The sequence below is a fragment of the Streptosporangium sandarakinum genome (assembly GCF_050942225.1).
Classification (GTDB): Bacteria; Actinomycetota; Actinomycetes; order Streptosporangiales; family Streptosporangiaceae; genus Streptosporangium; species Streptosporangium nondiastaticum.
In genome coordinates, this window is the sequence record NZ_CP192034.1 from 6920067 (window position 1) to 6939937 (window position 19871).

Here is a 19871-nt window from a genome sequence, read left to right on the forward strand (position 1 = left end):
GGATCACACGCTGCGCGAGGAGGGGATGGCTCCCGCTCCCTCGGCCCCCTCGTACGTCACGGCGCTCACCCTCAGCCGCTCCTGGACGCCTCCGACCTCGTCGATGTACGCGTCGAACGTCGCGAAGAGCGCGTCCCTGATGCCGGGCAGCCGCTTCTCCAGCTCCGCGCCGTACTGGTCGTTCCCCAGCGGGGGGCTCTCCCGCAGGAACGTCTGCCACAGGTCGTCGCGCCGCTCGCGCAGGAAGTCGCGCTCCTCGCCGTACTGCAGGGCTCTGCGGCGCAGGTCCGCCCACTCGGCGTAGTAGCCGTCGCCGGGCGCCGTCATCCACGGCCCTCCGGCTCCATCGGCGGCAGCGCCACCGGCTGGGGCAGGAACGACTCGAAGCTCGCGCCCTCGCCGAAGACCTCCTCGTACGGCAGGCCCTCCGGCAGGAACGGAGCCATCAGCTCCTTCGTCTGATCGGCCACCTCACCCGTCGCCGCGCCGATCTGCTCCATGATCGCCCGAGCCAGCTCGGAGGGGGACAGCTTGCGGTAGACGCGGGGGTCGAGCGTGAGGTCCCGCACCTGGCCCCGCGGTCCGACCGTCACCGACACCATCCCGTCGTCGGACCGCGCGGTCACGTTCAGCTCGTTGAGCCTGCCGTACGTCTCGCGGAGCTGCGTCGCCTGCCGGTTGTACTCCTCGGCCAGCTCTTCCATGGTCCTGCGGAACTCGTCGCTCATCGTCTTCACCTCCCGGGGTCAGGGAAACCATACGTCACAAGAAGCCCAACAGAACCAGACATACTATTCACAGTCTGGCAAGATCCAATGAATCTGGCATACCTCTGGCCCGACCTCCCGTGTGGACGGCGGAGACGCCGAGCGGGACCGGAGGCAGGACCTGGGGGCAGGACCGGGGCGGGTCCGGACGGGCCGTGGAGCGGTCAGGCGTCCCTGTCCCGCTCGGCGACGGCCCGCCGCATCTCGTCGAGGATGGCGAACTCCTCGGGGGTGAGGTCGGGCGAGACGCTCAGGCTCCCCGCGGACGTCTCCAGCACGACGGGCTCGGGCGCGCCGGCCCCGGCGTCGCCCGGGACGATCGTGAGCAGGGGCACCGAGGAGGGCCCCAGGGCGCGCAGCGCGCGGTCCGCATCGGCGTCGCCGACCTCGGGGCAGCGGTACCCGTGGGCGGCGGCGTGCCCGCACAGCCCGGGGTCGGGCAGCAGGCCGTGTTCCCGCAGGTAGTAGGTGACCGCGTCCGTCCAGACCCAGCGCCCGTCCGTACGGACGTCGCGCGGCACCGCCTCCCCGCGTGAGGAGTCGACCCGGTCGGGGTCGCGGCCCGGCTCGTGTGCGATCACCCGGCCCCCGTCGAGGTAGGCCGCCAGGCGCTCCCGCTCGGCGGGATCCTCCGCCCGGGGGTGACCGGGGTCGAAGAACGGCCGCCCGCTGCCGGGCTCGACGCCGTCGAACACTCGCGCGATCGAGATCGCTTTCTCACTCATACGGGGTCCTCATCGACGAACCGGGAACGAAACCGTGACGGGATCCATCCTGCCGGAACACGGGCGGCGGCGTCCGGCCGGGCAAGGCTTCCCGGGACACCGCCCCACGAAGATCCATGTCCTTTATGATCGGCCTTCGGTGGCTTTGCGCCTACACGGGAGGAGGCCGGGCTCGGTGGCGGATGTCGACATCCATTTCCAAGTACTCGATCAGTGCCGTACGACCGCGAAAACGCTGGCCGGGAAGTTCGAGGAGCTCGGCGGCCAGTATCCGGCCAAGGCGGCCGACTCCTCCGTCTTCGGCAGGCTGACCGACTCCTCCGGGCTCGCCACGGCCCTCGACACGGTCGAGAAGACGCTCGACGACCAGCTCGGCCGCGTCGCCAAGAAGCTCCGGCTCGTGGAGCGGGCCCTCGACCAGGTGCAGGACAACGTGCGCGGCGCGAACCGGGCCGGAGGCGGCGACTGATGGGCTCCGAGCAGATCCGCCAGCTCCCCGGCGGCGGCCCGCTGGCCGACTACCTGGACAAGGTCAGCGGCAACCCCGAGGCGATCCGCGCCGTGGCCAAGCGCTGGCGCGGCACCGCCGGAAAGGTGAACGAGCACCTCGGCGGCCTCGGCTCCGCCGTACAGAACGTGGACGACGCCTGGCAGGGCGGCTCCGCCGACGACTTCGCCACCTACATGAGCAAGTACGGCAGGGCGGGAGAGGACCTGGAGCTCGCCGTCTCGAACTGCGCGAACTCCCTGGACAACGCCGCCACGGCGCTGGAGGACGCGAAGGCGAAGATCGGCAGGATCGCCGACACGCTCCTGAACGACGTGGCCACCTACCGCAGGACCAACCGCGGGGACACCCCCCAGGACACCTCGGCGGGCATCTCGCGGCTGGCCTCCTCGGCCGCCACCGCCGCGAAGCCCCACCTCGACGCGGCCGACGACGCCGTGACCAAGGCCATGAAGGATATCGGCAAGTATCTCGGCGAACGGGATCTCACCTTCACCGGGATCGGCGACCCCGGTGACCAGCCGTTCGTGCCCGGGGCCGGCCACACCGTGAACTGGGAGCGGACCATCGGCTACCAGCCCGCGGGAGGGCCGAACGGGGGCGGCGGCCCCGGAGGCGGCGCACCCGGCGGCAACGGATCCGGGGGCAACGGATCGGGGGGCGGTTTCGGCGGTTACGGGCCCAGCGGCCCGCCCCCGCCCGGCGGCGGCCCCGCCCCCAGCGGCAAGGTCAAGGACTGGATCGAGCAGGCGATCGAGATCCTCAAGGAGCGGGGTGTCCCGGTCGAGAAGATGAACCCCAACGACATCTGGATGATCATCCAGCACGAGTCGGGCGGGAACCCGCACGCGATCAACAACTGGGACTCCAACGCGGCCGCGGGGCATCCCTCCAAGGGCCTGATGCAGACCATCGACCCGACCTTCAACGCCTACAAGCTGCCGGGCCACGGCGACATCTACAACCCGGTGGACAACATCATCGCCGGGGTCCGCTACGCCATCAGCCGGTACGGTTCGGTCTCCAACGTGCCCGGCGTGGTCGGCAGCAAGACCGGCAGCGGCTACGTCGGCTACTGACCCCGCCGCCTCCGGCGCGCCCGGACCGGCGCCCCGCCCGGCCGTCGGCACCCGGCGCGGACCCGGGAGCCGGTGGCCGCCGGGCGGGCCGGTCGTGTCCCGAACCCCGTGGCTAGGCTGTGACGATGAAGCTGACGAAATTCGGGCACGCGTGCGTCCGCCTGGAGAAGGACGGCTCGGTCCTGGTGATCGACCCGGGCGCCTTCAGCGAGGAGTCCGCGCTGGAGGGCGCGCGCACCGTGCTCATCACCCACGAGCACTTCGACCACGTCGACGTCGAACGGCTGCGCCGGGCCGCCGAGGCCGACCCGTCGCTGGAGATCTGGACGAACGAGGCGGTGGCCGCCACGCTGACCGGCCTCCCCGCCGAGATCCGGACCGTACGGCACGGCGACACGTTCGACACGGCCGGTTTCGGGGTGAAGGTGGTCGGTGAGTGGCACGCCCCCAACCACCCCGACATCCCGGCCGTGCGGAACACCGGGTTCCTGGTGGACGAGGAGGTCTTCTACCCGGGTGACGCGTTCACCCCGCCCGGGACGGAGGTCCCCACCCTCCTGGTGCCGACCAACGCGCCCTGGATGAAGATGGCGGAGATGGTGGAGTACCTGCGCCGGGTCCGCCCGGCCCGCGCCTTCTCCACCCACGACGGACTGCTCAACGACGCCGGGCTCGGCCTGATCGACGTCTGGCTCGAGCGGGAGGGCGAGCAGCAGAAGGCCGACATCCGCCGCCTCAAGCCGGGCGAGTCCGTCGACCTGCCGTAGACGCGGGTCCGTCGCGCCGCCGGGCGCGGCCCCGCCTCGGGCGGCAGGGGCCGGCCGGACACGGCTGACCGCCCAGGCGGCTGACCGGCGGACGGCTAGGCGGCGGTGACGATGGTGGCCGAGCCGATCACGGTGTCGTCCAGGTAGAGCACCGCGGCCTGGCCCGCCGCGACCCCGGTGGCCGGGGCGTCGAGCGTGATGTGCACCTCGTCGCCGGAGAGCTGGGCGCGGCAGCCGTACACCTCGCCGTGCGCGCGGAGCTGGACGGTGCAGGCCAGCGGCTCGCGCGGCTCGGCCACCGGGCCGTTCCACACCGGCCGGGCGGCCACGATGGTGGTGACCTCCAGGGCGGAGCGGGGGCCGACCGTGACGGTGTTGGAGACCGGCTCGATGGACAGCACGTAGCGCGGCCGGCCGTCGGGGGCCGGACGGTCGACGCGCAGGCCCTTGCGCTGGCCGACGGTGAAGCCGTACGCCCCCTCGTGGGTGCCGACGACCTCGCCGGAGACGTCGACGATCGGGCCGGGGGCCGCGCCGAGACGGTCGGCGAGGAAGCGCCGGGTGTCGCCGTCGGCGATGAAGCAGATGTCGTGGCTGTCGGGCTTGTCGGCCACGGTGAGCCCGCGCCGGGCGGCCTCCTCGCGGACCTGCGCCTTGGTGGAGTCGCCCAGCGGGAAGATCGCGTGCCCGAGCTGCTCCCTGGTGAGCACCCCGAGGACGTAGGACTGGTCCTTGGCCGCGTCGGGGCTGCGGCTCAGCACGCCGTCGACGAGCCGGGCGTGGTGGCCGGTGGCCACCGCGTCGAAGCCGAGGGCGAGGGCCCGGGTGAGGACCGCCTCGAACTTGATCTTCTCGTTGCACCGCAGGCACGGGTTGGGCGTGCGGCCGGCGGCGTACTCGCTGACGAAGTCCTCCACCACGTCGCGGTGGAAGCGTTCGGCCATGTCCCAGATGTAGAAGGGGATGCCGATGACGTCCGCGGCCCGGCGGGCGTCGCGGGAGTCCTCGATCGTGCAGCAGCCGCGGGCGCCGGTCCGGTAGGACTGCGGGTTGGCCGAGAGCGCCAGATGCACGCCGGTGACGTCATGGCCGGCCTCGGCGATGCGGGCGGCGGCCACGGCGGAGTCGACGCCGCCGGACATGGCGGCAAGCACGCGAAGTGTCATAACCCCTTGAGCGTACCCGCGCGGCGGGGCGCGCCGTCAGCCCGGGCCGCGCCGTTCCCCGGCACACGGGTCCCTGGCACACGGGCGACCGCCGTCCGGCCGCGCGGCACTCCGCCCCCGGTACGGCAGGCGGCGCGGATCGGCTGAGGCCGGCCCCGGCGGGCGGCGCGGATCAGCTGAGGCCGGCCCGGCGGGCGCGTTCGACGACCGTGCCGATGACGGCCGCCACCCGGTCCACGTCGTCCCGGGTCGAGGTGTGACCCAGGGAGAAACGGAGCGAGCCGCGCGCCCGGACCGCGTCGGCGCCCATGGCGAGCAGGACGTGGGAGGGCTGCGCCACCCCGGCCGAGCACGCCGAGCCGGTCGAGCACTCCACGCCCTTGGCGTCCAGGAGCATCAGCAGCGCGTCGCCCTCGCACCCGGGGAAGGAGAAGTGCGCGTTGCCGGGCAGCCGGTTCACCGGGTCGCCGTTGAGGATCACGTCGGGGACGGCCTCGCGGACCCGGCCGATCAGGTCGTCGCGGAGCGCGGTCAGCCGGGCCGCGGTCTCGGCCTGACGGTCCACCGCGGTCCGCACGGCCGCGGCGAACCCGGCGATCGCCGGGGCGTCGAGCGTGCCGGAGCGCACGTCGCGCTCCTGGCCGCCGCCGTGCAGCACCGGCACCAGGTCGACGCCGCGGGCCAGCAGCAGCGCGCCGGCGCCGATCGGGCCGCCCACCTTGTGGCCGGAGACGGTCATGGCGTCCACGCCGGAGGCGGCGAACGCGACCGGGAGCTGGCCGACGGCCTGCACCGCGTCGGTGTGGAAGGGGATGCCGTGGTCGTGGGCGATGGCGGCGAGCACGCGGACCGGCTGGACGGTGCCGACCTCGTTGTTGGCCCACATCACGCTCACCAGGGCCACGCTCTCCGGGTCACGCTCGACGGCGTCGCGGAGGGTCTGCGGGTGCACCCGGCCGAGCTCGTCCACCTCCAGCAGCTCCACCTTCGCGTCCTGGTGGTCGCCCAGCCAGTGCGCGGGGTCGAGGGCGGCGTGGTGCTCGGCCGCGCTCATCAGGATCCGGGTCGCGCCCCTGGCGCGGCGAGCCCAGTAGAGGCCCTTGACGGCCAGGTTGTCGGCCTCGGTGCCACCGGAGGTGAAGACCACCTCGCTCGGCCGGGCGTCCAGCGCGTCCGCGATGTTCTCCCGCGCCTCCTCCACGACCCGGCGGGCCCGGCGGCCCGCGGCGTGCAGTGACGAGGCGTTGCCGACCACACCGAGCTGGGCGGTCATCGCCTCGATCGCCTCGGGCAGCATCGGCGTGGTCGCCGCATGATCGAGATAGGCAGACTCCACGACCGCTCCCTTCCCCGGCCCCTTTTCTCCGGCCCTCCCAAGCGTATCCGCGCCCGGACGGGCGCCGTCGCCGCGGTCCCCGCCGCCCCGGCGGCCACCGTGGTCACCATGGCCGCCACGAATGTCACGCGCGTCACAGCCGTCACGTTTGCCGACTGAACCGTCCGGACGGTACAGTAGGTGTCATGCGACGGGAAGAGCTACTGGACGCGGCGGAGGACCTCCTCGGCGACCAGGGCGCCGGGGCCCTGACCCTGGCCGCCGTCGCGGAGCGGGCCGGATGCAGCAAGGGCGGCCTGCTCTACCACTTCAACTCCAAAGAAGCCCTGATCAAAGGCATGGTCGAGCGCCTCATCGAGGACTTCGACCAGCTCGTCGCCGCCCAGGGCCACGACACCTACACCAAGAACTACCTGGCCGCCACGTTCGAGGCCGTCCGGACCGGCAGGCTGCGGCGCTGGGCCGTGGTCACCGGCGCGTCCGGCAACCTCCTCCTCCTCGCCCCGTTGCGCGAGGCGATGGCCAGATGGCACCGCGAAGGGCTGGACGACGAGCCCGACCCGGTCGCCGCGCAGATCGTACGGCTCGCCTGCGAGGGGCTGTGGGACGTGGTCAGCCACGACCCGGCCCTGTACGACGACGAGCGCTACGACGAGCTGAAACGGCGCCTGCTGGCGCTGCTGCCCGCCTGAGCGACCCGCTCCCGCGGCCCCTGCGCACACCCCCCACACACCGATCGCGCCCGCGGTCGTCTCCGCCCGCGCGGAGGCGGCCCGCCCGCGCGTGCCGATCGACGACGTTCAACGACATTCATGTAAGGAGCCCGTGATGACCCGCGCCCTGAGGACGGCCCGTACCGGTGCCGTTCTCACCTTCGTGCTCGCCGGACTGATGTGCGGATCGATGACCGTGCGCATCCCCGCGCTGTCCGACAAACTCGGCCTGTCCGAGGCGTCGGTCGGCGTGACGCTGCTGGTGTGGGGGCTGGGCGCCCTCGTCACCATGCAGTCCATGCGCCGGGTGATGACCCGCTTCGGCAGCCGGAGCGTGCTGCGGATCGGCGCTCCCCTCTGCGCGGCGACCCTCGCCCTGCTGGCGTTCGCGCCGACGTACCCCCTGCTGCTGGTGACCGCCGGGCTCTTCGGCATGGCGTTCGGCTCCGTGGACGTCGCGATGAACGCGCAGGGCTCGGCCGTCGAGCGCGCCTACGGCCGTCCGCTGATGAACGGCATGCACGCCGGCTGGTGCGTGGGGGCGATCTCCGCGGGCCTGCTCGGCACCGCGGCCATCGCCGCGGGACTGTCGTCCACGGCGCACCTGGCCCTCATCGCCCTGCTCTCGCTGCCCCTGCTGGTCGTCATCAGCCGCACCTACCTGCCCGACCCGGTCACCGCCGAGGACGGCCAGGCCGGGACGCGTCACCGGATGCCGCCGGTGGTCTACCTGCTCGGCGCGATCGCGTTCTGCGCCTTCATGGTGGAGGGCACGGTCGCCGACTGGAACGGCCTGTACCTGCGCGACGTGGTCGGCGCCCCCGAGGCGCTCGCCGCGCTGGGCTACCCCGTGCTGGAGGCCGGCATGCTGCTCGGCCGCCTGGGCGGCGACCGGGTCCGGGCCCGCTTCGGCGCCCGCGGCATGATCATGGCCTCCGGGCTGGTGACCGCCGCGATGTTCGCCGTCGTCCTCACCGCCTCGACGGCCGTGGTCGCCATCGCCACCATGTTCCTCGTGGGCATCGGCGTGGCGACGATCTCCCCGGTGGCCCTGTCCCTGGCGGGCGGCGCCGTCGCCAACCCCGGCCCGGCCATCGCCCAGACCGGCGCGATGGGGTACGCGGGGCTGCTGCTCGGCCCGGTCGTCATCGGCTTCATCTCCGATGTCGCCACGCTGCGGACCGCGCTCGGCATCGCCGTGGTGCTGGGCCTGCTGATCGCCGTGGCCGCGCGGTTCCTGCCGCGCGCCGGCACGCGGATCCCCGCCGCCCCGGTCGAGACCCCCGACCGCGAACTCTCCATGGCCGCCTGACCCGGCCACCGCGCCGACCGCCGTCCCGCACGCCTCGCCGTACGGGACGGCGGCCCCAACCCTCAGGAAAGTCAGACAGGGCCCTTCCATATCGCCGAGGCTTCGGACAAGATATGAGTTAAGAGTTATATTTCTGGCATGACCTGGGAGATCGTCCTACTGGAACCGGTGGAGTCGTGGTTCCTTAAGTTGTGTGAGAGCGATCCGGACTCGGCAGCCCTCGTCGAGAAGGCGATCGACCGGTTGGCAGAGATCGGCCCCACCCTCGGGCGGCCTTTGGTGGACACGTTGGTGGATGACGATCTGAACAACCTCAAGGAGCTTCGCCCAGGCTCACGAGAGCGGTCGGAGATTAGAATCATCTTCATCTTCGATCCCGACAGGAAGGCGATCTTCCTTGTCGCCGGGGACAAGGCGGGCAGGTGGTCGCGGTGGCACGACGAAGCGATCCCCCTGGCCAAGTCCCGGTATGTGGAGTACCGCGCGGAGAAGAGGGAGGAGACGCCATGAGCCCCGCACGCCGCTGGCAGGAGGTCAAGGCCGAGGCTCACCGGCTGCACCCCGAGCTGGCCGATCCGGAACGGCAGGCGACCGCCGAAGCCGCGCTGAACGCGTACGTGGCCGGTCATCACCTGAAGGAGCTGCGCAAGGCGCTGGGCAAGACCCAGGTCGAGGTCGCCGCCGCCCTCGGCATCTCCCAGTCGCGGGTATCCCAGATCGAGAACGGCGACATCGACACCATGGAGCTGGAGACCCTCCGGGCCTACGCGGCCGCGCTGGGCGGGCATGTCGACGTGACGATCAGCGTCGGCCCGCACACCGTCAGAGTCGCCTGAGGACGCGGCCCCGGGGACGCGAGAAGGCGCCGCACATGCGTGCGGCGCCTTCTCGGGTTCCGTGCCCGCCTCGCGGGCCGCGCGTCACTTGCGCTTGGCGATCTCCTCGGTCAGCTGCGGGACGACCTGGTGCAGGTCGCCCACGACACCGAAGTCGGCCAGCTCGAAGATCGGCGCCTCGGGGTCCTTGTTGATCGCGACGATCGTCTTGGCGGTCTGCATGCCGGCCCGGTGCTGGATGGCGCCGGAGATGCCCGCGGCGATGTAGAGCTGCGGCGAGACGGTCTTGCCGGTCTGGCCGACCTGGAACTGGTGGGGGTACCAGCCGGCGTCGGTGGCGGCGCGGGAGGCGCCGACCGCCGCGCCGAGGGAGTCGGCGAGCTTCTCGATGATCGAGAAGTTCTCGGCCGAGCCCACGCCGCGCCCGCCGGAGACCACGATCGCGGCCTCGGTGAGCTCCGGACGGGCCCCCTTCTCCTCCTTGACGCGCTCGACGACCCGGACGGCCTTGGCGGCGTCGGAGACGGCCACCGAGACCCGCTCCTCGGCGCCCGCGCCCGCGGCGGCCTCGACCGGCGTGGAGTTGGGGCGGACGGCGATGATCGGGAGGCCCTTGGTCACCCGGGCCCGGACGTTGACGCCGCCACCGAAGATCGAGTGCTCGGCGACCATGCCGTCCTGGATCCCGACGACATCGGTGAGGATGCCGGCGTCGAGCTTGATCGCCAGGCGGGCCGCGATCTCCTTGGCCTCGGCCGTGGCGGCGACGAGCACCGCGGCGGCGGACCTCTCCGTGGCGAGCTGGGCCAGCAGCTCGGCCTTGGGCGCGACGACGTGGTCGGCGATGTCGGCCGAGTCGGCGACGTAGATCTTCTCGGCGCCGTGCTCGGCCAGCCGGGCCTGGGCCTCGGCGGTGTATCCGGGGCCGGCCCAGACGGCCGACGGCGCGCCCAGCTTGCGGGCGAGCGTCAGCAGTTCGAGCGTGACCTTCTTGACCTGGCCCTCGACGTGCTCGACGAGAACGAGAATCTCAGACATTTCGGTTGACCCCCGTCCTCAGACGAACTTCTTCGACGCGAGGAAGTCGGCGGTCTTCACGCCGCCGTCGCCCTCGTCCTTGACGATGGTGCCGGCCGCGCGGGGCGGGGCGGCGGCGAAGTCGACGACCTCGCTCCAGGAGTTGGCCAGGCCCACCTGGGAGGCGTCGATCTCCGCGTCGGCGATGCCGAACGTGGTGACCGGCTTCTTCTTGGCGGCCATGATGCCCTTGAAAGAGGGGTAGCGCGGCTCGTTGATCTTCTCGACCACGGAGACGACGGCGGGCAGCGAGGCCTCGACCCGGTCGTAGCCGTAGTCGGTGACGCGCTGGGCGGTGATGGTCTCGCCGCTCACCTCGACCTTGTTGGAGAAGGTGAGCTGCGGCACGCCGAGGCGCTCGGCCAGCATGGCGGCGAGGACGCCGGTGCGGGCGTCGGTCGACTCCGAGCCGAGCACGACCAGGTCGAAGCCGATCTTCTTGAGGGTCTGCGCCAGGGCGTAGGAGGTGCCCAGCGCGTCGGAGCCGTGCAGCGCGTCGTCCACCAGGTGGACCGCCTTGTCGGCGCCCATGGCCAGGGCCTTGCGGATGGTGTCGGTGGCCTTGCCGGGACCCATGGTGAGGACCGTCACCTCACCGCCGTGGGCCTCCTTCAGGCGCAGCGCCTCCTCGACCGCGTATTCACACAGCTCGTTGATGACGCCGTCGGCGGCGTCGCGGTCGAGCGTCTTGTCATCGGACCTCAGCTTGCGCTCGGTCGCCGTGTCGGGGACCTGCTTCACGCAGACGACGATGTTCATGGCCGGTGGCCGACCTCCCGTGTTCGCGTACGCCACCGCGTCCTTGCGGTTGGCGCCGGATGTGCGGTACGCACACGCGGGGCACGTGCACGTGATGCCAAGACTGCCAGGTGCCCGAGGGCGGTGTGACAGTGGGATGTCCGGTCCGGCGCGCGCCCGCCGGCTCCCGACATCATGTTACCCATCGGTAGCTTAGATGCAAACCGCCAGGCAGTGTGCTGTTCACCCGACGATCGACCTTCCTTCCGACCGGTTTCCCACCACCCTAACCGAACTATGTTCCGCCGACGCGGGAGCCTCACCCGGGATTCGCCCGCGGCGAAAAGCTCCCCGGGCTCCGGGGTGTCAGGAGCCCAGGAGGATCGCCCCCACGACGAGGACGACGGTGCCCAGGGCCAGCGCGAGGGTCAGGGTGCTGAAGAACGCGCCGAGCACGGCCCACAGCGCGAGGGTCCCGGCGATGCCGCCCAGGTCGAGGATCGCGCGCCCGCGGTTCTTCCGGGCGAACATCGCGACCCCCGCGTCGACGGTCACCGCCAGCGTGTACGCCGACAGCAGCAGCAGCGACACCTCGGGCAGCGGGTTCCGCGCCGTCGCCGCGGCCAGCGCGACCAGCAGCCCGGTGCCGATCACCCAGCGGCGGTGCAGTACGGCGCGGCGGCGCTCGCGCAGCTCCTCCGGCGAGGGCCGGCCGGGCGGCCGTCTCCGCCCGGGACGCCACTCGCGGGTGACCAGGCCGTGCAGCCCGCCCCCGGCCGCGCCGCCCCCGGCTCGCGGAAGGCGGCGTCGGCGACGCCGGTCTCCGCCCCCGCGCCCCGGTGGCCTGCGCCTCCGCCGCCTCCGCCGCCTGTGCCTCGGCGGCCCCGGCGGCGGCGAGCACGGGGCGGACCCGCCGGGCGGGCGGTGCGGGCGGTGCGGGCGGTACGGACAGTGCGGCCACCCGCGGCTCGGCCTCCAGGGCGGCCAGCAGCTCGGGCGCCGAAGGCCGGGCGGACGGGTCGCGCCGCAGGCACCCGGCGAGCAGCGGTGCGAGCCAGCCGGGCACGCCCTCCAGGTCGGGATCGTGGTGGACGACGCGGTAGCCGACCGCCGAGGGCGGGCCGACGCCGTACGGCGGGCGGCCGGTGGCGGCGTGGGCCAGCGTCGCGCCGAGCGAGAAAAGGTCGGCCGCGGGACCGGCGTCGGTGCCCTCCAGCACCTCGGGCGCGAGGTAGCCGGGCGTGCCCAGGACCGCGCCGGACGCCGTGACCGAGACGGAGTCGAGCGCGCAGGCGATACCGAAGTCGATCACCACCGGCTCGCCGTCGGTCAGGATCACGTTGGCGGGCTTGAGGTCGCGGTGGACGACGTCGGCGGCGTGGATCGCCACCAGCGCCTCGGCCAGGCCGTACGCCAGGCGCGCCAGGCCGTCCCCCTCGACGGCTCCGGCCGCGATGACCGCGCTGAGCGGGCGGCCCTGCACGTAACGGGTGACGAGGTAGGGGCGGGGGCCCGTCATGGAGGCGTCGAGCACCTCGGCGATGTGCGGCCCCTGGACGCGCCGCATGGTCTCGACCTCGCGGGCCAGCCGGGCCAGGGCCGTCGTGTCGGCCGCGACGTGCGGGTGCAGGATCTTGACGGCGACCGTGCGCCCCTCGGGGTCCAGCGCGAGGTGGACCTCCCCGAAGCCGCCCGCGCCGAGCGTGGACAGCAGGCGGTAGGGGCCCAGGCCCTCGCCGTCCGGTGTTCCCATGCGAACTCCCTCCGGCCCTCGCGTCCCCCCCATCGTGCCGCAGGGGGACGATCACTTCCAGAAGGTGATGAAACCCAGCCCCAGACTGCTCAGCAGGTCGTCGACGAGACCGCCGACCAGGTCGAGCACGCCCATCTTCCCGCGGTTCACCTGGTTCTGCCATTCCAGGGTGAGCTGGTCGATGACCTGGGTCGGCGGCTGCCAGGGCGCGAAGGACGGGTGCACGGTGAACGCGGCCATCACCGCGAAGAACGCCAGCGTGCCCAGGATGATCGTGGTCACCATCGCCGCCCCGGGGCTGCGGATGGAGGCGGTGAGCGTGCGGGCGACGGCCCGGCGCGGCTTGCCCCCGCCGGGCAGCACGAACAGCCCGGCCACGAACCCGCCGGCCGCGTAGGCGGCGGCCGTGTTGGGTCCCAGGTGCGCGCCGAACCGCAGCGCGCCCCACACGCACATGCCGAACATCGCGGCCAGCGGGGCGGTGATCACGGTGGCGAGTACCGCCTTGACCAGCGCCCACGGCGTGCCCAGCACCGCCAGCAGCGGGTCGGCCGCGCTGCCGCCGCGCACCGAGCGGCGCTCGGCGAGGTCCCCGAAGAGGTACTCGCCCACCCGCAGGCACAGCACCGCGACCAGCGCGACGGCGCTCACCATGACCGGGCGCACGCAGGCCAGCCCGACGAGGATCGTCAGCAGCAGTGCCGCGGCCAGCGGATGCCCGGTGCGGTACGGAGCGCGCTCCTGCGGCCGGGGCCGGGCGTCCGGTGGGGTGTGCGGCCGGGCCTGGGTCGGCGGGGCGTACGGCCGGGGCTGCCCGGTCGGCGGGGGCGGCGGGTAGCCGGCGACCCGCTGGTCGGGGTAGGGAGGCGGCGGGTGCCCGCCCCGCCGCGTCGGAGCCGTGGCGTAAGGAGGCGGCGTGGCCGGAACGTACGGGGCGATCCCCTCCGGGGTCAGGCTCGGCTCGGGGCGGGGCGGCCGGCTCCGCCGTTCGGGCCTGGAGTACTCCACCGGCGGCAGCAGGTCGGCGTAGTCGTCGCCGCGCGGCAGCGTGCGGGTGCCGTTCGGCGGGGACCCCGGCCCGCCGCCGGGCAGGGTCGAGGCGCCGTCGGCGTCCAGGGCCCGGGTGCCGTCGGCGTCGAGGACGCGGGTGCCGCCGTCGGGCGGCGGCGTCTCGTGCAGGACCGTGGCCGTGGGGTCGAGCTCGCGGGCCATCCGGAGCAGCTCCTGGGCGCTCGGCCTGGCGTCGGGGTCGACGGCCAGCGCCCGGCGGAGCCAGCCGCGCAACCAGACGGGGGCCTGGTCGATGTTGGCCCGGCCCTCCATGATGTTGAAGCAGACGACCTCGAAGCTGCCGGTGCCGAACGGCGGCTTGCCGGTCGCGGCGAAGAACACCGTCGAGGCCAGCGCGTGCACGTCGGCCGCCTGGGTGATCTCGGAGTCACGGATGATCTCCGGGGCGAGATAGCCGGGCGTGCCGACGAACATGCCGGTCTGGGTCAGCCGGGTGGCGTTGACCAGGTGCGCGATGCCGAAGTCGATGACCAGCGGCTCGCCGTCGACGATCATCACGTTGGCGGGCTTGAGGTCGCGGTGGACCACGTCGGCGGCGTGGATCGCCACCAGCGCCGCGCACAGGCCCCGGGCGAGCCTGATCACCCCGTCCGCGTCGAGCGACCCGTCGGTGAGGACGATGTCCTCCAGCGTGCGGCCCGGCGCGAAGCGGGTGACGATGTAGGGCTGCCTGCCGGTCAGCTCGGCGTCGACGACCTCGGCGACCTGCGGGCTGCGCACCCGCCGCATGGTCTCGACCTCGCGGGTGAGGCGGTCGCGGGCCTTGAGGTCGGCGGCCACGTGTGGGTGGAGCACCTTGACCGCCACCTCGCGGCCGTCCTCGTCCAGCCCCAGGTGGACGACCCCCATCCCGCCCTCGCCGATCTGCCTGAGCAGCCGGTAAGGACCCAGCCGCTCGGGCGCCTGCGTCTCCCCCGTCATCGCCTCGCCCTCTCCCGTAGCTCGTCCAGTCTGCTCACCACCGTCTTGACACCGACCGGCGTCCACCTCGCCTCCCGTGCCCCGTCGCGCACGGTGCCGGCCGCCATGATGACCGCCAGCACCGCCGCCGCCCCCACCGCCGCGGCCGTGATCATGGCCGCGCCGCGCGAAGGCAGCAATGATGCCAGCGTACGTCGCATCTGGCGGCTGGGGCCCTCAACCCCCGGTCCCGCGCAGATCGCCCACAGCGCCACCGCCGCCCCCCAGCTCAGCGCGTTCACGGTCGGCATCCCGGTGACCAGCACGGTCAGCAGGAGCGTCACCGGCAGGCCGAGGATCAACGCGTACGGCAGGAGCGCGATCGTGACGCCCACCGCCTTCAGCAGCGCGGCGGGGTTGCCGAGCACCCGCAGGACGTCGGCCGCCGCCGCGCCGGCCGGGCGGCGGGCGGCGAGACCGGGCTGGGCGATGTCGGCCGCGCGCAGCAGGATCACGACGGGCACGGCCACGACGGCGGCGAGGACCGGCACCAGGACGGCCACCGCCGCGACGGCGACCAGCGCCATCGTCCCGGCGACGCCGTGCGCCCGGGAACGCTGCAGCAGGTGGCCCGCCTGCGCCCCGGGCGGCCGGGGATGCGGGTAGGGGTAGGGCGGCGGCGCCGACGACCGGTCGGGCCGCAGGTGCGGCGTGTGCTCGAACGGGTCCGCGGGCGCGGGCCACCGGTCGCGTGGCCCCTCGGAGGGCACCGGCGGCGGGTACGGCGCAGCCGGGCGGACGGCCCCGGGGCCGGAGCCGGGCCTGGCGGAGTGGTCGCGGGCGTACTCCTGCAGCTCCTGGGGACGCACCCGCTGCGTCGGGATGTCGCCGTCCGGCACCCGCGGCGTGGGCCGCGACCGGTCGGAGACGCCGGGCCGGGCGCCGTCGCCGGACGGGCCGGACGTCTCCGGGCCGGTCCACGCGCCCGGGCCGGTCCACGGAGCCGGACCGGACCTGCCTGGACCGGAGGCACCCGGCCCCGATGCGCCCGGTCCGGACATTCCCGGTCGGGACCTTCCCGGCCCGGACGCTCCCGGGACGCTGGACGGGCCGGTGGGCACGCGCCCGGTGGGGAGGTCCTCCGGCCCGAGCGCGCCGGTGGGCAGGTCGTGGGCGTCCTCGGCGGCGGCGCGGCGCAGCTCCTCGGGCGTCACCCTGCGGGTGGGCCAGGGGTCGGACCGGTCGGCCGAACGCTCGGCCGGCCGCCCGGCGGGCCACTGCCCGCCGGCCCGCTCCGCGGACCACTGTTCACCGGACCGCTCACCGGGCCGCCGCTCACCGGACCGCTGCTCGCCGAGCAGCGAGACGTACTCCTGCGCCGGGGAAGCGGAAGAGACCGGGGACGGCTGAGTCGGCTGGGCCGGCGGCCACGGCCCCACTCCCGGGCGGGGTGTCGCCGGGGTCGGCACGTCGCCGAGGTCGCCCGGCCGGCCCGGAAACCCGTGACCGCCGGGGACTCCCCGGTCGCCGGAGCCGTCCGGCCTGCCGGGAAGGCTCCCGCCCGCCGGGCCCGTGACGCCGGAGCCGCCCGCGCCGGGACCGCCGGGTCCCGCGTCGCCGAAGCGCGGGACCGTGACGATCTCCTCGTACGCCTGGGGCCGGCCGCTCCCGGCCATCAGACGCCCCACCTGCCCGGCCAGCTCGGCCGCCGCGGGACGCCTGGCCGGGTCGCGCTGGAGCGCGGCCCGCAGCAGCGGCCGCAGCGGCTCGGGGACGGAGTCGACGTCGGCCTTGCCCGCGGTGATGTTGTAGAAGATCATCTCCAGCGTGCCCTTGCCGAAGGGCGGGCGGCCGGTGGCCGCGAAGACCAGCGTGCCGCCCCAGGCGTGCACGTCCACCTCGGGCCCGGCCTCGTGCCCCTCGATGATCTCGGGGGCGAGGTAGCCGGGCGTGCCGATGAACATGCCGGTCTGGGTGAGCCTGGTGGCGTCCACGGCCTGCGCGATGCCGAAGTCGATGAGGACGGGGCGGCCGTCCAGGATGAGGACGTTGCCCGGCTTGAGGTCGCGGTGGATCACCCCGACGGAGTGCACGGCGGCCAGCGCCACCGCCACCCCGTGGGCGACCTGGAGGAGGGCGGGCAGCTCCAGCGGGCCGTCCTGCTTGACCAGCTCCTCCAGCGACCGGCCGGGGACGTATCGCGTCACGATGTAGGGGCGGTGGCCGGTCACGTCGGCGTCGACGACCTCGGCGATGTACTCGCTGCGCACCCGGCGCATGGTCTCGACCTCGCGGGAGAGCCTGCGGCGCGCCACGTCGTCTCCGGCGACCTCGCCGCGCAGGACCTTCACCGCCACCTGCTGACCGCGGGGATCGGTGGCGAGATGGACCACGCCCATGCCGCCCTCGCCGAGCCGCCTGAGCAGCCGGTAAGGACCCAATCGGTCGTCCTGATTCATGGCATGTAGCACCATATCCGGTTAAACACCGCCCATGAGCTGAACCATCAGGCCATACTCCCCGAACAAGTAACGTCCGCGAGACTTCAACGGTTTCCCAAAGGCAGACAACACTCAATCTCTTTTCGGCGACGGTTCGCCCATTTTCCCCGGGTCCTCACCGGGCGTTCGGTTCACCGGCCGGAGCACCCCGGCATCCCGGTCCGGCTTCGACTCCCCGGCCGAGCGCCTCGGCGTTCCCGGCCCGGCCCCGGTCCCGGTTCCACGGCCCGGTCCCGGGTTCCACTGCCCGGCCTCCCCCGGCGCCTCCGGTCCGGCCTCAGCTCGCCAGCCGGAGCACCTCCGCGTTCTCCAACCCGGCCAGCAGCGAGCCGGCCACCGCCAGCTTGGAGCGGCGGACGCCGCTGCCGATCACGACCTCCGGGTGCGCCGCCACGGCCTCGTCCACCAGCACCGGCCACCCCGCGGGCAGCCCCAGCGGGGTGATCCCGCCGTACTCCATCCCGGTCAGCCCGACCGCGTCGTCCTGCGGAGCGAACGAGATCTTCCGGGCCTCCAGGTGCCGCCGGACCACGCCGTTGACGTCCGCCCGCGTGGTGGCGAGCACCAGGCAGGCCGCGTAGCGGACCTCCCCGGCGCGCTTGGCCGCCACGATCACGCAGTTGGCCGACTCCGACAGGGTGACGCCGTACCGCTCGCAGAACGCCGCCGTGTCGGCCAGCTCCGGGTCGATCGGGGCCACGAGCACCCCGTCGAGCCCCGCCGCCGCCCGCGCCACGGGCTCCGCGAGCAGGTCGGGCCGCTCGCCGGCCTTGACCCATTCCAGCGTTCCGATCGCCATCGCCGTTCTTCCCCTCCGTCACGCGCCCCGTCGTCCCCGGGACCGCTCACCGTTTTCCGGGACCGCTCGCGGTCCCCGGGACTCCTCGTGCCGCCGCCCCCTGAGACTGTACGGCCGTGCCCGGCACGCCGGGACGGCGCCGCTCGACGTGCTCAGGACGTGCTCAGCACCCGCTCATGGATCGCGGTGACCGCCTTCCTGGCCGACTCCATGGCCCCGGCCTGCCAGGCGATCAGGTGGGTGAGCCAGTCGCCGGCGAAGTAGACCCGCCCGGCCGGGCGCTGCAGGAGGGTGAAGGCCCCCTGGTAGGAGGGCCAGCGGACCCAGCCTCCCTCGATGTGCGGCTGGCGGTGCCAGGCGATCGAGACGCTGGAGCGCAGCTCGGCGCGGTACTTCTCGCCGTGGATCTTCTTGCCCTGGGTGAGCGCCCGGCTGCGGCGCTCGGCCGGGGAGAGCCGGCCGTACAGCTCGGCCTCCTTCTCGGTGTTGTAGTAGCCGACGAGCAGGCCGCTTTGGGCGTGGTAGCCGTAGGAGGGGTACCAGATGTGGGTGATGTCCAGGTCGGTCTCGGTGACGCCGCCGTAGATGCGGTCCTCGGTCTCCCACCAGCGCCTGCCGTACTCCAGGCCGATCTTGCCGGCGGCGACCGGCACGGGGGTGCGGAGCGCGGCGGTGACCTGGGCGCCGAGGTTGTGCGGCAGCCGGGCGAGCAGGTGCGGCGGCAGCGCGGCCACGCAGTAGTCGGCGCGGACCGCGCCGCCCGGGTGGGTCACCTCGACGCCGTCGGGCAGGTTCCTGATCCCGGTCACGGGCGTCCCCGTCCTGATCCGGTCGTGGCCGACCGCCCTGACCAGCGCGGTCACGATCGCGTCCATCCCGCCCACCGGCTGGAACATCGGCGCCGCCTGCTCGAAGCCGAAGTCCATGGTGATCGCCCGGCCGGTGCCCGCGGAGAGCACCTCGGCCAGCGAGGCGGGCGGGTCGAGCGGCACGCCGTCGCCGATCGCCGGGTAGGTCGCGAACCCGCGCCGGCCGGAGCCGCGGTAGGACAGGTCGGGCCCGAGGTCGCCGAACCGGCGCAGGAACTCCGAGAGCCGCTCGCGGTCCTCCGCGGTGAGGCGGCGGTTCAGCGCGCCCGCGTGGGAGGCCTTGGCCAGCAGTTCCGCGACGTAGCCGTACAGGTCGGCGCGGGCCGTGCGGGCCCGGACCGGGGCCTTCATGCCGCGCGTGTAGACGTACGCCGAGGCGTTGTTGTTGACGAACACCTCAAGGGGAACGCCCAGCTCGCGGCAGTAGTCCATGGCGATCATCCACTGCGCGATCCGCCCGGGACCGGCGTTGAAGTAGACGCCCTCGCCGAACCCGGCCGTCTGGTCCGGCCCGTCCTTCTCGGGCAGCCGGTCGCCGCCGCGCAGCGTGAGGTTGCGCCCGCCGACCCGGTCGGCCGCCTCCAGGACGGTGCAGTCGTAGCCCGCCTTGCCCAGCTCATAGGCGCAGGTCAGCCCGGCGACACCGGCCCCGATGATCACGACCTTGGCCGCGCCCTTCCCCTTGAGGGAGAAGTCGGAGGGCTGCGGCGGGACGTAGTCGGAGGGCTGGGAGTCGGGGGCCAGGCCCAATGCCCCCATGGCCGCGAACATGGCTCCGGCGCCGCCGGCCGCGCCCACGCCCACCAGCAGCGCCCTGCGCGTCATCGTCCTGCGTTCGGTCACTGTCTTCTCGGGTCTTCCGGGCTCGCGGGGGCGAGCCGCCTGCGGGCCGGCCGCCGGGAGCGGGGCCGGGCCGGAGCGGTTCGCGGGGGTCGTCGGTGGTTCGGGGGTCGT

General features: G+C 73.6%; 19 protein-coding genes. 7 read left to right on the forward strand and 12 right to left on the reverse strand.

All coding sequences use genetic code 11. The features are described from left to right. Positions 1-3 precede the first annotated feature (3 nt). The 3 genes from ACQP10_RS31700 to ACQP10_RS31710 all read right to left on the reverse strand — a co-directional run bounded on the left by ACQP10_RS31700 (position 4) and on the right by ACQP10_RS31710 (position 1492). Positions 4-327 carry a hypothetical protein gene (locus tag ACQP10_RS31700; protein ID WP_346019188.1) on the reverse strand — a complete coding sequence of 108 codons (324 nt, stop codon included), beginning with the start codon at positions 325-327 and terminating at the stop codon, positions 4-6. Further along, entirely contained in the window at positions 324-728 is a 405-nt protein-coding gene (locus ACQP10_RS31705; protein WP_346019187.1) for a YbaB/EbfC family nucleoid-associated protein, read from the reverse strand. The genes ACQP10_RS31700 and ACQP10_RS31705 overlap by 4 nt, the downstream gene beginning before the upstream one ends. A 203-nt stretch (positions 729-931) precedes the next feature. Further along, the gene (locus ACQP10_RS31710) at positions 932-1492 is read right to left on the reverse strand and encodes a hypothetical protein (protein WP_433540242.1); all 561 of its coding nucleotides are present in this window, start codon (positions 1490-1492) and stop codon (positions 932-934) included. A 175-nt stretch (positions 1493-1667) separates the two neighbouring features. On the opposite strand from ACQP10_RS31710, the gene ACQP10_RS31715 reads away from it, so the two are divergent. The 3 genes from ACQP10_RS31715 to ACQP10_RS31725 all read left to right on the forward strand — a co-directional run bounded on the left by ACQP10_RS31715 (position 1668) and on the right by ACQP10_RS31725 (position 3846). After that, on the forward strand, positions 1668-1961 hold the full coding sequence (locus ACQP10_RS31715) for a hypothetical protein (RefSeq protein ID WP_346019185.1): 294 nt from the start codon (positions 1668-1670) through the stop codon (positions 1959-1961). Further along, on the forward strand, positions 1961-3079 hold the full coding sequence (locus tag ACQP10_RS31720; RefSeq protein WP_390001318.1) for a transglycosylase SLT domain-containing protein: 1119 nt from the start codon (positions 1961-1963) through the stop codon (positions 3077-3079). Before ACQP10_RS31715 ends, ACQP10_RS31720 begins: the two co-directional genes overlap by 1 nt. Positions 3080-3204: 125 nt before the next feature. Next, complete coding sequence (locus ACQP10_RS31725) at positions 3205-3846, forward strand: MBL fold metallo-hydrolase (RefSeq protein ID WP_346019183.1); 642 nt, start codon at positions 3205-3207, stop codon at positions 3844-3846. Between the two features lie 95 nt (positions 3847-3941). On the opposite strand, the gene mnmA is transcribed toward ACQP10_RS31725, so the two are convergent. Continuing rightward, entirely contained in the window at positions 3942-5012 is a 1071-nt protein-coding gene (gene mnmA / locus ACQP10_RS31730) for a tRNA 2-thiouridine(34) synthase MnmA (RefSeq protein WP_179824979.1), read from the reverse strand. A 172-nt stretch (positions 5013-5184) separates the two neighbouring features. Continuing rightward, positions 5185-6348: a cysteine desulfurase family protein gene (locus ACQP10_RS31735; RefSeq protein ID WP_433540243.1), complete on the reverse strand. Its 1164-nt coding sequence runs from the start codon at positions 6346-6348 to the stop codon at positions 5185-5187. A gap of 185 nt (positions 6349-6533) precedes the next feature. Here ACQP10_RS31735 and ACQP10_RS31740 point away from each other — a divergent pair, with 185 nt between their 5' ends. From ACQP10_RS31740 to ACQP10_RS31755, 4 genes are all read left to right on the forward strand, one after another. After that, complete coding sequence (locus ACQP10_RS31740; RefSeq protein WP_179824983.1) at positions 6534-7040, forward strand: TetR/AcrR family transcriptional regulator; 507 nt, start codon at positions 6534-6536, stop codon at positions 7038-7040. Between the two features lie 136 nt (positions 7041-7176). Further along, complete coding sequence (locus ACQP10_RS31745) at positions 7177-8373, forward strand: MFS transporter (protein WP_390001314.1); 1197 nt, start codon at positions 7177-7179, stop codon at positions 8371-8373. A gap of 138 nt (positions 8374-8511) precedes the next feature. Further along, positions 8512-8883: a type II toxin-antitoxin system RelE/ParE family toxin gene (locus ACQP10_RS31750; protein WP_390001312.1), complete on the forward strand. Its 372-nt coding sequence runs from the start codon at positions 8512-8514 to the stop codon at positions 8881-8883. Then, a complete protein-coding gene (locus tag ACQP10_RS31755; protein ID WP_346019179.1) occupies positions 8880-9209 on the forward strand; it encodes a helix-turn-helix domain-containing protein in 330 nt (109 codons plus the stop codon). The genes ACQP10_RS31750 and ACQP10_RS31755 overlap by 4 nt, the downstream gene beginning before the upstream one ends. Before the next feature lie 84 nt (positions 9210-9293). Here ACQP10_RS31755 and ACQP10_RS31760 read toward each other — a convergent pair whose 3' ends face one another. The 7 genes from ACQP10_RS31760 to ACQP10_RS31790 form a co-directional block, all read right to left on the reverse strand. After that, complete coding sequence (locus tag ACQP10_RS31760; RefSeq protein WP_346019178.1) at positions 9294-10247, reverse strand: electron transfer flavoprotein subunit alpha/FixB family protein; 954 nt, start codon at positions 10245-10247, stop codon at positions 9294-9296. Between the two features lie 18 nt (positions 10248-10265). After that, positions 10266-11045 carry an electron transfer flavoprotein subunit beta/FixA family protein gene (locus ACQP10_RS31765; RefSeq protein WP_179824991.1) on the reverse strand — a complete coding sequence of 260 codons (780 nt, stop codon included), beginning with the start codon at positions 11043-11045 and terminating at the stop codon, positions 10266-10268. Positions 11046-11343: 298 nt separating this feature from the next. Continuing rightward, entirely contained in the window at positions 11344-12777 is a 1434-nt protein-coding gene (locus ACQP10_RS31770) for a protein kinase domain-containing protein (RefSeq protein WP_433540244.1), read from the reverse strand. A 51-nt stretch (positions 12778-12828) separates the two neighbouring features. Then, on the reverse strand, positions 12829-14769 hold the full coding sequence (locus ACQP10_RS31775) for a serine/threonine-protein kinase (RefSeq protein WP_433540245.1): 1941 nt from the start codon (positions 14767-14769) through the stop codon (positions 12829-12831). After that, positions 14766-17207 (reverse strand): protein kinase domain-containing protein, encoded by a 2442-nt coding sequence (locus ACQP10_RS31780; protein WP_433540246.1) that lies wholly within the window; start codon positions 17205-17207, stop codon positions 14766-14768. Before ACQP10_RS31780 ends, ACQP10_RS31775 begins: the two co-directional genes overlap by 4 nt. 319 nt (positions 17208-17526) lie before the next feature. Next, entirely contained in the window at positions 17527-18048 is a 522-nt protein-coding gene (locus ACQP10_RS31785) for a YbaK/EbsC family protein (protein WP_390001302.1), read from the reverse strand. Positions 18049-18200: 152 nt separating this feature from the next. Next, on the reverse strand, positions 18201-19760 hold the full coding sequence (locus ACQP10_RS31790) for a flavin monoamine oxidase family protein (protein ID WP_433540247.1): 1560 nt from the start codon (positions 19758-19760) through the stop codon (positions 18201-18203). Positions 19761-19871 lie beyond the last annotated feature (111 nt).

Coding starts and splice junctions, on each gene's coding strand:
- ACQP10_RS31755 (WP_346019179.1), top strand. CDS start 8,880: ATGAGCCCCGCACGCCGCTGGCAGGAGGTCAAGGCCGAGGCTCACCGG.
- ACQP10_RS31760 (WP_346019178.1), bottom strand. CDS start 10,247: ATGTCTGAGATTCTCGTTCTCGTCGAGCACGTCGAGGGCCAGGTCAAG.
- ACQP10_RS31750 (WP_390001312.1), top strand. CDS start 8,512: ATGACCTGGGAGATCGTCCTACTGGAACCGGTGGAGTCGTGGTTCCTT.
- mnmA (WP_179824979.1), bottom strand. CDS start 5,012: ATGACACTTCGCGTGCTTGCCGCCATGTCCGGCGGCGTCGACTCCGCC.
- ACQP10_RS31700 (WP_346019188.1), bottom strand. CDS start 327: ATGACGGCGCCCGGCGACGGCTACTACGCCGAGTGGGCGGACCTGCGC.
- ACQP10_RS31740 (WP_179824983.1), top strand. CDS start 6,534: ATGCGACGGGAAGAGCTACTGGACGCGGCGGAGGACCTCCTCGGCGAC.
- ACQP10_RS31770 (WP_433540244.1), bottom strand. CDS start 12,777: ATGGGAACACCGGACGGCGAGGGCCTGGGCCCCTACCGCCTGCTGTCC.
- ACQP10_RS31765 (WP_179824991.1), bottom strand. CDS start 11,045: ATGAACATCGTCGTCTGCGTGAAGCAGGTCCCCGACACGGCGACCGAG.
- ACQP10_RS31745 (WP_390001314.1), top strand. CDS start 7,177: ATGACCCGCGCCCTGAGGACGGCCCGTACCGGTGCCGTTCTCACCTTC.
- ACQP10_RS31780 (WP_433540246.1), bottom strand. CDS start 17,207: ATGAATCAGGACGACCGATTGGGTCCTTACCGGCTGCTCAGGCGGCTC.
- ACQP10_RS31705 (WP_346019187.1), bottom strand. CDS start 728: ATGAGCGACGAGTTCCGCAGGACCATGGAAGAGCTGGCCGAGGAGTAC.
- ACQP10_RS31725 (WP_346019183.1), top strand. CDS start 3,205: ATGAAGCTGACGAAATTCGGGCACGCGTGCGTCCGCCTGGAGAAGGAC.
- ACQP10_RS31720 (WP_390001318.1), top strand. CDS start 1,961: ATGGGCTCCGAGCAGATCCGCCAGCTCCCCGGCGGCGGCCCGCTGGCC.
- ACQP10_RS31775 (WP_433540245.1), bottom strand. CDS start 14,769: ATGACGGGGGAGACGCAGGCGCCCGAGCGGCTGGGTCCTTACCGGCTG.
- ACQP10_RS31710 (WP_433540242.1), bottom strand. CDS start 1,492: ATGAGTGAGAAAGCGATCTCGATCGCGCGAGTGTTCGACGGCGTCGAG.
- ACQP10_RS31785 (WP_390001302.1), bottom strand. CDS start 18,048: ATGGCGATCGGAACGCTGGAATGGGTCAAGGCCGGCGAGCGGCCCGAC.